Source organism: Moorena sp. SIO3I8 (assembly GCF_010692325.1).
GTDB lineage: Bacteria > Cyanobacteriota > Cyanobacteriia > Cyanobacteriales > Coleofasciculaceae > Moorena.
On the sequence record NZ_JAAHHW010000040.1, the window covers coordinates 17,192 to 30,434 of the forward strand.

Genomic DNA, 13,243 nt, shown 5'->3' on the forward strand with positions numbered 1-13,243 from the left:
ATGGGTAAAAGGGTTAAAACTTTATGATTAAGGCTGCCTTGTTTTAAGGTTTCGTCTCCGGGATGAAAGTGTAAGCGCGACTTTAGTCGCCGTGAAAAAGATTGAATTATGGTTTGACAGTTTTCGCTAAGCGTGTTAGCGTAATAATAGAACAGAAGAGGTCGAGTTCTGATGATCATAATTGAGCTGAAAGCCTACGGTAAACCGTATCAATACCAAGCTATTGATGAAGGGATTCGGACGGTCAAGTTTATCCGCAATAGTTGCATCCGTTTATGGATGGATAATAAGGGAACAGGGAAATACGACCTTAGTAAATATTGCAAGATACTAGCCAATAATTTCCCGTTTGCTAATGAACTAAATTCTACCGCCCGACAAGCTGCGGCTGAAAGAGCATGGTCATCAATTTCTCGCTTCTTTGAAAACTGCAAGAAAAAAGTATCTGGGAAGAAAGGCTATCCCCGTTTTCAGAAACACTGTAGGTCGGTTGAGTATAAGCAATCAGGATGGAAACTTTCCCCTGACAAAAAATCAATCACTTTCAGTGATAAAAAAGGAATTGGGAAGCTAAAACTCAAAGGGACCTGGGACTTGTGGCGCTTTGACAAAAAGCAAATCAAACGAGTTCGTATAGTCAAAAGGGCAGATGGTTACTACGTTCAGTTTTGCATCTCTGTCGATGTAAGTGAACAGTTGGAGCCAGCAGATGCCACCGTAGGATTGGACGTAGGGCTAAAAGAATTCTATACCGATTCTAGGGGTAATACTGAACCTAACCCCCGTTTTTACAGGACGGGGGAAAAGCGATTAAAGTTTTATCAACGCCGGGTTTATCGGAAAAAGAAAGGCTCTACTAACCGTAAGAAAGCAATTAATAGACTAGGTAAACAGCACCTCAAAATAAGTAGGCAGCGTGAAGAACATGCCAAGAGACTGGCACGTTGCGTAATCCGGTCTAACGACCTGGTCGCCTATGAAGATTTGAGGGTAAAAAATCTAGTTAAAAACCACTGTTTGGCTAAGTCTATTAACGATGCTGGTTGGTATCAGTTTAGGAAATGGTTAGAGCATTTTGGGAATAAATTTGGTAGGGCTACTGTCGCAGTTAATCCTGCCTACACAAGCCAGAACTGCTCAGAATGCGGCGAAGTAGTCAGGAAGTCACTATCTACTAGGACTCACGTCTGTAAGTGTGGTTGTAAATTAGACCGAGACCACAACGCCGCAGTCAATATCCTGAAAAGAGCCTTGGGTACGGTGGGGCACACCGGAACCTGGATCATCGATCCGAACACTTCGGGAGACCTGACCTCTACTGTTCTTGGTTCCGGCCAGGTTCAGCAAGTCGGGTCGTTGAGCGAAGAATCCCCGCGTATGCGCGACCGGGGAGTGTCAAAGAAATGAGGTATTAATAATAGAAGTATTCAGGAGCAAGATCGATGCTACCCCTGAGTTATTGTCCTTACCTTCCCTACCAGTAAAATGCCCTTGAGGAAATTAAGTATTTAATAAGTTAGTTAACTATGTAAGTATTACCTAGAAGTATGACCTATGAATGATCAAGGATGAAGTATGAAGATCGATGTCACAGATGAGTCATTGTCCCTATCTCCCCTACCGCTAAAACGCCCGTTATTAATGGTTGGTCACGGCACTAGAGACCCCGATGGGCGTCAGACTTTCCTAGATTTTGCCCACAGCTATCAAACCTTGAACCATTCTCGACCAGTAGTACCTTGTTTTTTAGAACTGACTGGTCCAACTATTCAAGAGGGAGTAGAGAGTTGTGTTCAGCAGGGTTATACGGAACTAACTGTATTACCGATTTTACTGTTTGCAGCTCGCCACAATAAATTTGATGTTACTAACGAGTTAGACCGGGCCAGGGCAAAATATCCCCAAGTCAAGTTTCACTACGGGCGTCATTTTGGAATTACTACTGGAATTCTGGATTTATGGCGGCAACGGCTTGCCAAACTTGACCAACCCCAACCAGAGTTAGCCGTTAGCCAGTTGAAGGGGGAAGCGTCCAATCTAGAACCTTCAACAAAACAACCTCTAGCCTTAAGAAAGGACACAGTACTTCTATTTGTTGGTCGTGGGTCTAGTGACCCTGATGCTAATGGTGATGTCTACAAAATGGCTCGCATGCTCTGGGAAGGCAGTGGCTATAAAACTGTGGAAACCTGCTTTATTGGCATTACCCATCCTCGGTTAGAAGAAGGCTTCCGTCGCGCCCGACTATACCAACCTAAGCATATTATAGTACTTCCTTACTTCCTATTTACCGGGGCTTTAGTAAAAAAGATTTTTGAGATCACAGCTCAGCAGCAGAAACTTTATCCAGAGATTCCCTTGACCTGTTTACCAGAAATGGGAATTCAGCCTCAGCTGCTATCTGTGCTCAGGGACCGAGAAATCGAGGCACAGTTGGGGCAAGTGCAGATGAATTGTGAGATGTGTAAGTTCCGGTTAGCAGCCATTGATAATGGTGCTCACAACGGACACTCCCACCACCATCACCACGGGCATAACCACCACCACCACCACTCTCACCAGCCTAATCACAATACCCCAGATCCCTATCAAGATTTGGAAAAATACCACCAGCGTATTTGGCAAGCACCCTAGGGTTGGCCGGTTGAAGGTGAACAGGTTGAAGGTTAAAGGTTTAAGGTTGAAGGTTTAAGGTTAAAGGTTTAAGGTTGAAGGTTTAAGGTTGAAGGTTTAAGGTTAATCCAGACAACTTCCAACCTATACTACAAGGGACCCCTGGGCAAGAACAACATTCAACCCAAGAACCTACCCTACACTGAACGCCAAAGGCGAACAACCCCATAACCTTGGCCTATTGGCCACGCTTCGCGAACAACCTTAAACCCCATAACCTTGGCCTATTGGCCACGCTTCGCGAACAACCTTAAACCCCATAACCTTAAACCCCATAACCTTCAACCTGTTAACCTTGGCCTATTGGCCACGCTTCGCGAACAACCTTCAACCTTGGCCTATTGGCCACGCTTCGCGAACAACCTTCAACCCCATAACCTTTTTTGACTGACCAATGTCTCAAGACTTTAACGTTGGCGATCGCGTAAGAGTAATTACATTACCACGCTACGTCAAAACTGCTGAACCAATGCCAATGCTGCGACCTCCTGATGTGATTAAAGTTGGGGAAGAGGGAGTAATCCTCGACCGACGTCCAGGAGGATACTGGGGCGTTCGCTTTTCTAGAGGAGCATTTCTGATCGATAGTCAGTACATTGAGTTAGTTCAGGAGGAAAATCCAAACCCCTAAAGCCTCCTAACCCCTAAGTGCTAATCGCTTTTTCCTGCTGATGTGCTTCTACCCATGTACCTTATTTACAAGATGAGCTTAATATTATCCATAGCGATTACAATTTTGCAGTGTGGACGTGACTTGGGAGATAGATGTGTACAGCTTCCTACAGTCCCTCGGAATTGCCAACCCTAGGGGAAGTGGCTGGCTGGCAGTCATATTAACTTTCGGATTGGCATGGGCAGTGACTAGATGCTTGATGCCAACTTTACGCTCATTTGCCCTGGAGGTTGGTTGGGCTGACCAACCCAATGCGCGACGGCTTAACCAAGAACCCTTACCCAATGCAGGAGGCTTAGCTATCTATACCGGAGTGGTAGCTGCACTGGTACTAGCTACCCTCCTGAGACCGATTGTCATCGAAGGGGTGTTAGCTCAAGTGCTGACTATTCTCCTGGGGGGCTCGGTTCTGGTACTGGTAGGCTTTATTGATGATCAATTTGGTTTGCCTGCCTATGTACGCTTGTCGGTTCAAATTATTGCTGCCCTGTTGTTAGTGGCTAGTGGTGCCGGGATTAAAGCTACCTTCGGGACTCCGATTGATGTCCAACTCTCCATGTTACTTACGGTTCTATGGGTTGTGGGTATTACTAATGCCATTAACCTTATGGATGGGATGGATGGTTTAGCAGCAGGCGTCAGCTTTATTACTGCTATGAGCCTGTTAGCGGTTTCAGCTCAGTTTCCCAGTCGTGCGGCAGCAACGTTGCTGCTGGCAGCTCTAGGGGGGTCAGCTCTGGGATTTTTGCGCCATAACTTCCATCCTTCCCACATTATTATGGGAGATGCAGGTGCGTACTTTTTCGGCTATGTACTAGCTGCCAGCAGCATTTTAGGGTCTTTAAAAGTGACTACGGTATTTGCCCTAGTCCCCCCAGTAGTATTTTTGCTATTGCCAGTCCTAGATACTACTCAGGTATTTGTGCGGCGGTTGATCAATGGTAAAAACCCTTTAACTACCCCAGGTAAGGACCACCTACATCACCGCTTGCTAGCCTTTGGTTTCTCCCAGCGCTATGTCGCCCTTATCCTTTGGGGCATTACCTTAGTGTCTAACTGGCTAGCCATGAAACTGCAAGAGATGACTCCTCGGGTGATTTATGCCACGACAGGGGGTATCATTTTGCTGTTAGGCATTACTGTTTTGCAAAGAATTAGAGCAAAATAAAGCGTTCCCCAATTGTGGAATGATTAAGGGTAATAGGTAATTGGTCATGGGTCATGGGTAATTGGTAACTGACCCAACTCTACTTGATATCCCAAACGATAGTCAGCAATGCCCTGGTCAGTGCTGGCAAGAGCAGTGTGTGTAGGGCGTAAGCTGAGTACTCTTGCTCTGGACTTAAAATATTAAGATATATTAAATTGTCAATTAAATTGACATATTATAAGAGACCGCTGCTAAAATTAATGGTGGGTCTGACCCCATATACCAGAATTTGTATTAAATGATATAATAACCAACTTATTATTATATCCCGATTTAATCACCTGCTTTGAGGCGATTTGCTAGCAACATAGCCGCCCTCTTCAGTAAGCAGCAAGACTAGCGCAATTTAACAGATCACTTCTTGATGCAGTCGCTCATGGGGTGGCCTCCTTTGACCGCGCTGCATCGCCATCGTAAAACTTGAGTCAAGCTCCATCTCAAGATGCAATAGCGAGTGGGGGTTTCCCCCAATGGCTATGCTGCATCGCTTTACCAAATTTCTTGCTTGCAGCGGTTAAAGATGACCAATTACCCCTTAATCAAAATCTTACTACCAGCTGTAGTTATCTCCAGCACTATATTTTCCAGTTTGACCTTACCGTTTGTTTTCAACAAATCAAAACCAATCGTTGTTGAAGTTAAACCGTTTTTCAATGTCGAACTTAAACCCATCTTCCATGAAGACCATAAGGATTTAGCAATTCCTTATCTTGGCGTTGCCATCCTAGTGAGTGTGTTAGCTGGTCTTGGCACTGTTGAAGTGGGAAGGCAATGGCAAAAATACCAAGCATCAGTCAGAGAAAAAAAGAGACAACTCCTCCAACAGATCGAATCCCTCAACCAAGCCGAATCCGAACCAGAGGAGCAACCAGATGTTCCAGAATACCAACCAGATGTTTCAGCAATAGCTCTTACCCAGAGCGATGATTCGGTCAAGTATCGAGGACTAACTCCTCCTAACACTCAATCCTTTGCTGTTGAACAACCCTATGGTGTTGTTGCAACCAATAAAGTTATTCAGTTTAAACGGAATAGAGTAGCTCAAACTACAGGGATGGCTGTAAATGCCAACCAACTCAAGTTTTACCCTGAATCCCAAAACAATAATTCAGGTCAACTGAGGTCTTCCCCTGTTCCTGCTCTTGCTCTCCTTCAGGATTTGGAATTATCCTCCAGTCATATTATTAAATCCCGTCAGGATTACCAAATCTGCTGGATTAACGTCCCTCATTTAAGCAGACGCTTATTAGCAATTAACGTTGATGGTCAATACTACAGTTTTTTACGATTAGAAAAAACTCAAGAACAACTTATCGCTATTTTGTCTAAGGTAGCTGATCAGCTCGATAAAATAGTAATTACTCATATCGATAAAGGTTATGTAATTTGGAATTGGGAACCGGAGGTATTATCTAATAATTAATACCTGATTATTTTTAAATTCAAACTGTTGGACAACATATGAATACTGAGGAAATTCAGTCACAATATTCCCTTGGGGAAAGAGATTTTAGTGGAGCTGACTTAAGTCAAGTCAACCTCAGCCAGGTAAACCTGGAACGGGTAATTTTATGGCGAGCCGACCTCAGTCAGGCAATTCTTACTGGGACTAATCTCAGTAGCGCTGATCTCTGGGGAGCTAATTTGAGAGAAGCCAACTTAAGTCAAGCTGTTTTATGTGGTGCTAATCTGGGTGAGGCAGACTTGAGCGATGCTATTCTACACTTAACTAACTTCGATACTACACTATACAATTTTTCCACTAAGTTTCCCCCCAATTTCGACCCTGCCAAGGCAGGAGCTTATTTAATTGCGCCCGAGGCTTTACTAACGGAAGCTAACTTGAGTGGGGTAGATCTCAGTGATACCAATTTAAAGGGTGCGAATTTGACCAGAGCTGACCTCTGGAAAACTAACCTCAAAGGTGCTGATCTCAAACAAGCTAATCTTAATCAAGCTTGCTTAATTAGGACTGAGTTGCAGGATGTTGACCTAACAGGAGCTAATTTGAGCCGCTCCAATCTGATGGGGGCAAACCTGAAGGATGCTAAGCTTCTAAATGCAACCCTGAGCGCTATACTCTACGACGAAAGCACTCGGTTTCCTGAAGATTTTGACCCAGTGAAGGCAGGAGGACATTTAATTGCTCCTGGTGTATCTCTAGCAAAGGCTAACCTGAGTCAGTCAAACCTCAGTGGCGTGGATTTAAGTGAAGCAGACTTATCCCAAGTTGACCTAAGTCAGGGTCACTTTTTCGGTATATCTTTGCTCAGAGCTAATTTAAGGAAAGCCAATTTAAGAGGAGTTCAATTCTGGGAAGCGGATCTACGAGAAGCCGATCTACAGGAAGCGGATTTGCGGGGAGCGGACTTATGGTTAAGCTTAGTTAGTGGCGCGGATTTCAGGGGAGCAGATTTAAGCAGAGTTCACTTGTTTGGAGTAGATCTGTCCGCCACTAATCTCGAAGGGGTTAACCTCAAAGGAGCAATTTATAACCAAGAGACTAAATTTCCTGAAGATTTTGACCCCACAGCCCATGGCGCATATCTAATTGCTCCCGATGTGTCTCTGTGTGGGCTAAATCTTCAGGGAGCTGACCTCAGAGGAGCTGACTTGAGTATGGCAGATTTGAGTAAAGTTAGCCTGTTCGGGGCAGATCTTTTCTCGGTTAACCTGGAGGGGGTCAATTTCCTTGGAGCACTCTACGACGAAGCCACTCGATTTCCGGAAGGGTTTGACCCCAGCCAACACGGAGCGTACTTAATTGCCCCCGGTGTATCATTTTCAGATCAAGAGTTCAGTGGGACTGATCTGGGGGGAGCTAACTTTAGTAAGGTCAATTTGCTTGGTGCCGATCTGCGCAGTGCTAATCTCGAAGATGCTAAATTTGAGCGATCGCTTTATAACAACACTACTCAATTTCCGGAAGGGTTTGACCCTAGTAAGTTAGGAGCATATTGCATTGTGCCCGTTGCTTCCCTGTCAGGGCGAGATTTGAGTGGAGCCAATTTAGGAGGAGTTGACCTAAGTCAAGCTGATCTAAGTGGGGCTAATCTCAGTCAAGCTGACCTTTGGGGGGCAAACCTCAGTCAGGCAAACTTGGCAGGGGCTAATTTGACAGGTGCTTATCTGTTAGGGGCAAATTTAACTGGTGCTGACTTAACCAAGGCAACCCTAAGTGGTGCTAATCTCCATGGGGCACAACTTAAGGATGCTAAACTGACTGACGTAGACCTGAGTGATGTTGATTTGAGCAATAGCTTTATCAGTGGGGCAATTATGCCTGATGGCACGCTTCACAACTAATACCGAGTTGCATTCAAAGATAGTAGATTGGTTGGATGGGGAGATGGGGAGATGGGGAGATTGGGAGATGGGGAGATGGGGAAATTGGGAGATTGGGAGATGGGGAAATTGGGAGATTGGGGGAAGAGAAAGTTGTACGTTTGAGCGCAACTTGGTATAAGCTGTTGTCCATTAAAAATGCATCATAGCAAGGCAAGCATTCAGCCGTCAGCCGTGAGCTTTTAGCTCACGCTACTTGAGGTGCCGTCAGCCGACTTAACTCAGCATTATTCTAATGCTTACCTGTTTTATTCAAAATGCTTTCCTCATCAATAAGCATGTGCATAGCCCATAAGCTGAACGCGCACGCGTGCGCGTAGCGCATTAGCTGATAGCTGATAGCTGATAGCTGATAGCTGAATGCTTACACAGCAAGGCAAAAGGCATGCATGGCTATTGGCAAAAGTAGTTTAGATCGGAAAACTCTGAACGAAGGTTGTCTGAAAGTCAGCGTTATAGGTGGCTTGGTGGAGATTGATCAGTACAACTATGTGCTGTCTATTGGGGGATAAGCGAACTTCTCTGATCGAATATTTCCTTATAGCTTCACGGTAATTGTTTAGTTTACCTAGGGTGAGTTGGCGATAATTGTAATTAATGACTAGCTGCATTGAAGCCCGGTCTATATTAGACATTCCTCCAGACAAAACTGAGGGAATATAAATTTGTTCTAAACGAATCTCTAGTGGGTCTTTTTCTTTATCCACCAAAACCTTAACGGTTTCAGTGCCATTGGGTTGAATGGAACGCTCAATAATTGGCAGTTTTAGTCCTACTTTTAGTTGATTGAGTCCTAAGCTCTGTCTTATTCTTTGGGTTTTCCTTAGTAAGCTATCTTCAGCGTCTTTAGGAGTGAGATTGGAATCCGAGTAGTTATAGTTAGTTTCTAGACAACCCTTCTTGACACAAGCGTTAGTGGCTACATCGACAATTTGGATTTTGGCAGTAGGAACCTTTGTGACATGGTTTCTAGCACTTTCGAGATAAATATAGTTGCGGCTATCTACGGAAAAACCTGACAATCGACGATTGGTTTTGACAATAAGTGCTAATCCCTCCTCCCCAAGCAATAGTAGAAAGAAGCTAGCAACCAACAAACTTGAATATAAATAAAAGCGTTTCATACGATCACCTATACTCTTTCGACTTCCCTGGTCTTTCCATTAGTCTTTAGAATAGCAGTGATGATGTTTGTATAGATCAAATTACTTTAAAATCAGAGATAGTCTCAATCCACACCCTTGCTCCTACAAAAAAGCTCATCAAAGTTACTTATCATTTAGCAAAACTATAATAATACCCATCCTGGCGATGGACACATTGAATGTAGTTGCGAGATGCGCTCAAGACCTTGTTGGACGAATCCTGATCAGCCCCGATCAGATCAAAATTTCCTTTGGCTCTGACGGTCTTGATGCGAACCCCTTTTAATCCAGCATTCTTCCCAGCTACCACATTAACGATATCCCCGGTTTTCCATCCCTTGACAGGATGCTTGGGTTTATACCCTTTGCGAGGAAAGCCTATCCCATCCATCTGGATTACCTGACGACAACCGTGACCCATCGCTTTGATTAAAAGAGGTTGTCTGGTGACAATCTCCAATGTGGCCACTTCCCCGACACAGGCGGCATCAATCCAGTGACTCTTGGGTAATCCCAGCTTGATACGGTTGTACTTGGTTCTGCCCCCAGTTCCTACCTCTACGGACAATCCAGTTTTTTTCAAGCTTTGGTAAAGTTTCCAACGGGTGGAGTTGACCGCCGCTGCATCTAATAGTGGTTGCTTTGCTCTAGCTAAAATTCGCTTTAGGACATCGGGTTTCCCCAATAAAAAATCCTGAGCATTAAGATTTCCTTTGGCCTGATTACACCGATGGCAGGCTAGGGTTAAATTACTGACACGATTGGTTCCTCCCTTTGATTTGGGAACTATGTGTTCGATCTCTAGCTTGACCGAGTGTGCCCCACAGTAAACACATTGACGATCCCATTTCTGATACAAGTACTCCCGCACTTCATAGCCCATCAGCTCCCCCTGTTGGTACTCTATGCCAGAGATTTCAGGATTTTGCAGCTTTTGGGTATCAAACCGAACTAGCTCCTGGGATATCGAACCAATGGGGGTGAGTTTAATTAATCTCAGCACCCAGGTCATAGTGGTTGCCACTCTGTGCTGTAGGCTCGGAGCCAACCAACCTTCTGGGCGTTTCCGGTTGTTGAAACGTGGCTTTCGATAGCGGCATTTCCTGTTTCTACGGGAACGACGCACTGCCCGACGAGAGTCAAGAGCTGATTTGATTTTGGAGCCACGATGTTCGATTTCAGCTGACCATACCACCTGATTCCCGTACACAATAGCTAGACCAGTCATCTTGGAGCCAGGATCGATCTTGAGAGACATCGGTTTGGGTTCGGCCTCTACCTGCTTTTTCAAGATGATCGTAAAAGGGTAACGGCGATATACAGCCGCCTTACCAGCCGTTAACAGCTTCCTGGCGGTAACGGGACGGCAGGGGTTGAGGGGTTTATGGTTTGCATCTAAAACAAAGACGTAATTACACATGGTTTTGTGTTTACTCCCGTTGAGGGTAAAGTGTGCCTCGCTCGGCTATCAAAGCTTGTGCATGCTCCTGACACTGGCTTCACTAAAATTAACTCATCACCTGTTTAATCAGAAGCGATAGAGCCTGGAGCTGGCTCGCACCCCAGGGTATCTTGACATTGATAGCGTTTACCATTTGGTGAGCTTGACCAATCTGAAGACTCAGGTAAAACCCGATTTGAGCAGGTTTGCTAAGGTTTAGTAATTGGTCTCTGCGCTTTGACCAGTTCCGCTTGGGACCGCGAGTGCCAGGAGTGACTACTGGCATGCCATCAAACAGAGGAATCACCCAAGTTCTACCGACTTTATAGGCTCCTTTAACTCTGCCTTTGCTGAGAAGGTAACGGACGCGAGTGGGGGAAACACCTAGTAAATCAGCGGCTTGTGCGGTAGAAATCATCATGGCTAGTTAACCATTGCGTTAACGAGACTGTTAATTTAACAGAATTTTGGGGAAGATGCAAGGGATAAGATTTTAGGTATTAATTACTAGGTGTAGTCAGGGAGCAGGGAACAGGGAACAGGGAAAAAATCCTGTATAGTGCGTTCGCGTAGCGTGACCTATGGTCAATCGCATTCAGCGCCTCGGTTCCAAGTTTCCAAAAAACTATTGCATTGGCGCACTTATAAGTCCATCGGGTGGCGAGATCAAAGTTAATTACTAGCTACAGTAAATGCGTACGCATTCGATCCAAAGCGCCTCAGTTGGGGGTTTCTCAAAAACTATTGCATTCGCGCACCGATAAGTCCATCGGGTGGCGAGATCAAAGTTAATTACTAGTTACAGTAAATGCGTACGCATGATCAGCGCCTTAGTTTCAAGCTTCCAAAAAACTATTGCATTCGCGCACCCATAAGTCGAGTGGGTGGCGACATATGTGGCTAATAGTATTGATGAATAGCTACAGTAAATGCGTACGCATTATTTGAACTCACCTCAGTTGCGGGTTTCTAAAAAACTATTGCATTCGCACATCAATAAGTCGAGTGAGTGGCGAGATCATTGTTAATTACTAGCTACATTAAATGCGTACGCATTATCAGCCATTTGCCTCAGTTGCGGGTTTCCAAAAAACTATTGCATTTGCGCACCGATAAATGCCTAGGGGAGATAGTTAGTTATTTTGATAAAAGAATAATATCATGTCCGGATAATTAGTGATAAAAACACCATTCGCAGATTAAACCATACTCCTTTTTTTCTGCCTTCTGCTTTCTGCCTTCTGCCTTCGATTTGCGCCTCGTGTAAGTATTCAAGCGGACATGATATTAAAACTAATTAAGTGCCATTTATTCTTAGCCTTTGATTTTGCCGCTGCCATAGGAATCCAGATATCACTACCGCAATCACAAGAATGGCAGAGACAATGCGAAAACTTACTTGTTCTCCAAACACTAACGCTTCAACTGGCGCTGTTGTAACTGAAAATGGGGTATCTACGGGGAGTTGGCTAGCAGATAAGCGCGAAAACAGAATGCCAATCAGTGTTATACCCATAACCTGACCTAAGGCTCGTGAAAAGAACCAGAGTCCAGAGGCAACACTGAGATATTGTGGAGGTACGCTGCCCATAATCACACTTTGGTTAGGGGGTTGGAACAAACCGATACCAATTCCAAAGGGAATTATCCGCAATAAATAGCCCTTAACCGTCAATTCTTCGCTAAAGGTGCTGATTGTCAAACAGCTGATAAATAATAATACCAATCCGATCGTACTAATGCTTCTTTCGCCAAAGCGATCAGCCAGGGAGCCTGCTACAGGGCCTACACAGATTCCTAATATAGGCAGCACCGCTATCAATAACCCCACTTGTTGTTCGGAATAATGCTTAACGAGTTCCAGAAAAAAGGGCAAAAGGAAAATTACACAACTGTTAAGAATATAGCCAATTGAACTTAGCATTAGACTGAAACTTAATTCCAGAGATCGAAATAAACTAAGGTTAAGCAATGGTTGAGTAGATTGCTTCTGAGAAAACAAAAAACTAACGCAAGCCATCATCGCGATCGCCAATAAAAGCAAGGTTAAATTGCCACCTAAATTCTCTTCTTGTATGCGTGTTATCCCCAGCAAAAAACAAGTCAACGTTATCCCCAAAAGCAACGCTCCGCCAAAATCAAAATACTTTTGATCCGTAGAGTTACTGCCCCTGGGAAGTGTCAGTATCACTAACACTATACTGATCAAACAAATTGGCACATTAACCAAGAAAACTGAACGCCAACCCAAGTGCTCTAGAAGCACTCCTCCTACCGTGGGTCCCAATGACACGCCCGCCCAACCCGTGCTAGTAATGATCCCCAGGGCTAGCCCTCGCTTTGCATCAGGGAACACCTCAGTTACGATCGCGGGCGCGAGTACTGCAATCAACACAGCCCCAAGGCCCTGAAATATCCGTGCTGCAATCAATAAGTAAATTGTGGTGGCGATTCCACACACCAATGAACTTGTGGTAAATGCTGTGAGTCCGATTAAATATAGCGATTTCTTGCTCCACATATCTCCCAATCGAGCCACACAAAGCACCAGGATCGCCAGCACCAGGGAATAACTCAGAGGAACCCATTCAACAGTGGCAAAGTCGCTATGCAAATCTTCTACCAGTGTTGGCAAAGCCAAATTGACAATATGAACATCTAGCGAGAACACGAAGGTTACTAAACTCACAGCAAATAGGATCCACCATTGTTTAGATATTGCTATTTCACTGTCTTGCGTACTCGTCATATACTGT

General features: G+C 44.7%; 12 protein-coding genes. 8 read left to right on the plus strand and 4 right to left on the minus strand.

From position 1 onward, the window contains the following. Positions 1-171 precede the first annotated feature (171 nt). The 8 genes from F6K51_RS16960 to F6K51_RS16995 all read left to right on the plus strand — a co-directional run bounded on the left by F6K51_RS16960 (position 172) and on the right by F6K51_RS16995 (position 8,022). Positions 172-1,407, plus strand: a complete 1,236-nt coding sequence (locus F6K51_RS16960) for a transposase (RefSeq protein WP_293022002.1) — start codon at positions 172-174, stop codon at positions 1,405-1,407. 168 nt (positions 1,408-1,575) lie between these two features. Continuing rightward, positions 1,576-2,634, plus strand: a complete 1,059-nt coding sequence (locus F6K51_RS16965) for a sirohydrochlorin chelatase (protein WP_293022003.1) — start codon at positions 1,576-1,578, stop codon at positions 2,632-2,634. Positions 2,635-2,892: 258 nt separating this feature from the next. Further along, entirely contained in the window at positions 2,893-3,060 is a 168-nt protein-coding gene (locus F6K51_RS16970; protein ID WP_293022004.1) for a hypothetical protein, read from the plus strand. A gap of 7 nt (positions 3,061-3,067) precedes the next feature. Beyond that, positions 3,068-3,304 carry a regulatory protein SipA gene (sipA, locus tag F6K51_RS16975; protein ID WP_008182949.1) on the plus strand — a complete coding sequence of 79 codons (237 nt, stop codon included), beginning with the start codon at positions 3,068-3,070 and terminating at the stop codon, positions 3,302-3,304. Positions 3,305-3,545: 241 nt separating this feature from the next. Next, the gene (locus F6K51_RS16980; protein WP_293022005.1) at positions 3,546-4,514 is read left to right on the plus strand and encodes an MraY family glycosyltransferase; all 969 of its coding nucleotides are present in this window, start codon (positions 3,546-3,548) and stop codon (positions 4,512-4,514) included. Between the two features lie 496 nt (positions 4,515-5,010). After that, positions 5,011-5,979, plus strand: coding sequence for a TetR family transcriptional regulator (locus F6K51_RS16985; RefSeq protein WP_293022006.1), 969 nt, complete (start codon positions 5,011-5,013; stop codon positions 5,977-5,979). A 38-nt stretch (positions 5,980-6,017) separates the two neighbouring features. Next, positions 6,018-7,862, plus strand: a complete 1,845-nt coding sequence (locus F6K51_RS16990) for a pentapeptide repeat-containing protein (protein WP_293022007.1) — start codon at positions 6,018-6,020, stop codon at positions 7,860-7,862. Continuing rightward, on the plus strand, positions 7,843-8,022 hold the full coding sequence (locus F6K51_RS16995) for a hypothetical protein (protein WP_293022008.1): 180 nt from the start codon (positions 7,843-7,845) through the stop codon (positions 8,020-8,022). Before F6K51_RS16990 ends, F6K51_RS16995 begins: the two co-directional genes overlap by 20 nt. A gap of 289 nt (positions 8,023-8,311) precedes the next feature. Here F6K51_RS16995 and F6K51_RS17000 read toward each other — a convergent pair whose 3' ends face one another. The 4 genes from F6K51_RS17000 to F6K51_RS17015 form a co-directional block, all read right to left on the minus strand. After that, positions 8,312-9,025, minus strand: a complete 714-nt coding sequence (locus F6K51_RS17000) for a DUF2259 domain-containing protein (protein ID WP_293022009.1) — start codon at positions 9,023-9,025, stop codon at positions 8,312-8,314. 151 nt (positions 9,026-9,176) lie between these two features. Further along, entirely contained in the window at positions 9,177-10,466 is a 1,290-nt protein-coding gene (gene iscB, locus F6K51_RS17005) for an RNA-guided endonuclease IscB (protein WP_293022010.1), read from the minus strand. Positions 10,467-10,554: 88 nt separating this feature from the next. After that, the gene (locus F6K51_RS17010) at positions 10,555-10,908 is read right to left on the minus strand and encodes a helix-turn-helix domain-containing protein (protein WP_293022011.1); all 354 of its coding nucleotides are present in this window, start codon (positions 10,906-10,908) and stop codon (positions 10,555-10,557) included. A gap of 876 nt (positions 10,909-11,784) precedes the next feature. Continuing rightward, positions 11,785-13,236 (minus strand): MFS transporter, encoded by a 1,452-nt coding sequence (locus F6K51_RS17015; protein WP_293022012.1) that lies wholly within the window; start codon positions 13,234-13,236, stop codon positions 11,785-11,787. Positions 13,237-13,243 lie beyond the last annotated feature (7 nt).

Coding starts and splice junctions, on each gene's coding strand:
- F6K51_RS16990 (WP_293022007.1), top strand. CDS start 6,018: ATGAATACTGAGGAAATTCAGTCACAATATTCCCTTGGGGAAAGAGAT.
- F6K51_RS16980 (WP_293022005.1), top strand. CDS start 3,546: ATGCCAACTTTACGCTCATTTGCCCTGGAGGTTGGTTGGGCTGACCAA.
- F6K51_RS17015 (WP_293022012.1), bottom strand. CDS start 13,236: ATGACGAGTACGCAAGACAGTGAAATAGCAATATCTAAACAATGGTGG.
- F6K51_RS16995 (WP_293022008.1), top strand. CDS start 7,843: ATGGCACGCTTCACAACTAATACCGAGTTGCATTCAAAGATAGTAGAT.
- sipA (WP_008182949.1), top strand. CDS start 3,068: ATGTCTCAAGACTTTAACGTTGGCGATCGCGTAAGAGTAATTACATTA.
- F6K51_RS16965 (WP_293022003.1), top strand. CDS start 1,576: ATGAAGATCGATGTCACAGATGAGTCATTGTCCCTATCTCCCCTACCG.
- F6K51_RS17000 (WP_293022009.1), bottom strand. CDS start 9,025: ATGAAACGCTTTTATTTATATTCAAGTTTGTTGGTTGCTAGCTTCTTT.
- F6K51_RS16960 (WP_293022002.1), top strand. CDS start 172: ATGATCATAATTGAGCTGAAAGCCTACGGTAAACCGTATCAATACCAA.
- F6K51_RS17010 (WP_293022011.1), bottom strand. CDS start 10,908: ATGATGATTTCTACCGCACAAGCCGCTGATTTACTAGGTGTTTCCCCC.
- iscB (WP_293022010.1), bottom strand. CDS start 10,466: ATGTGTAATTACGTCTTTGTTTTAGATGCAAACCATAAACCCCTCAAC.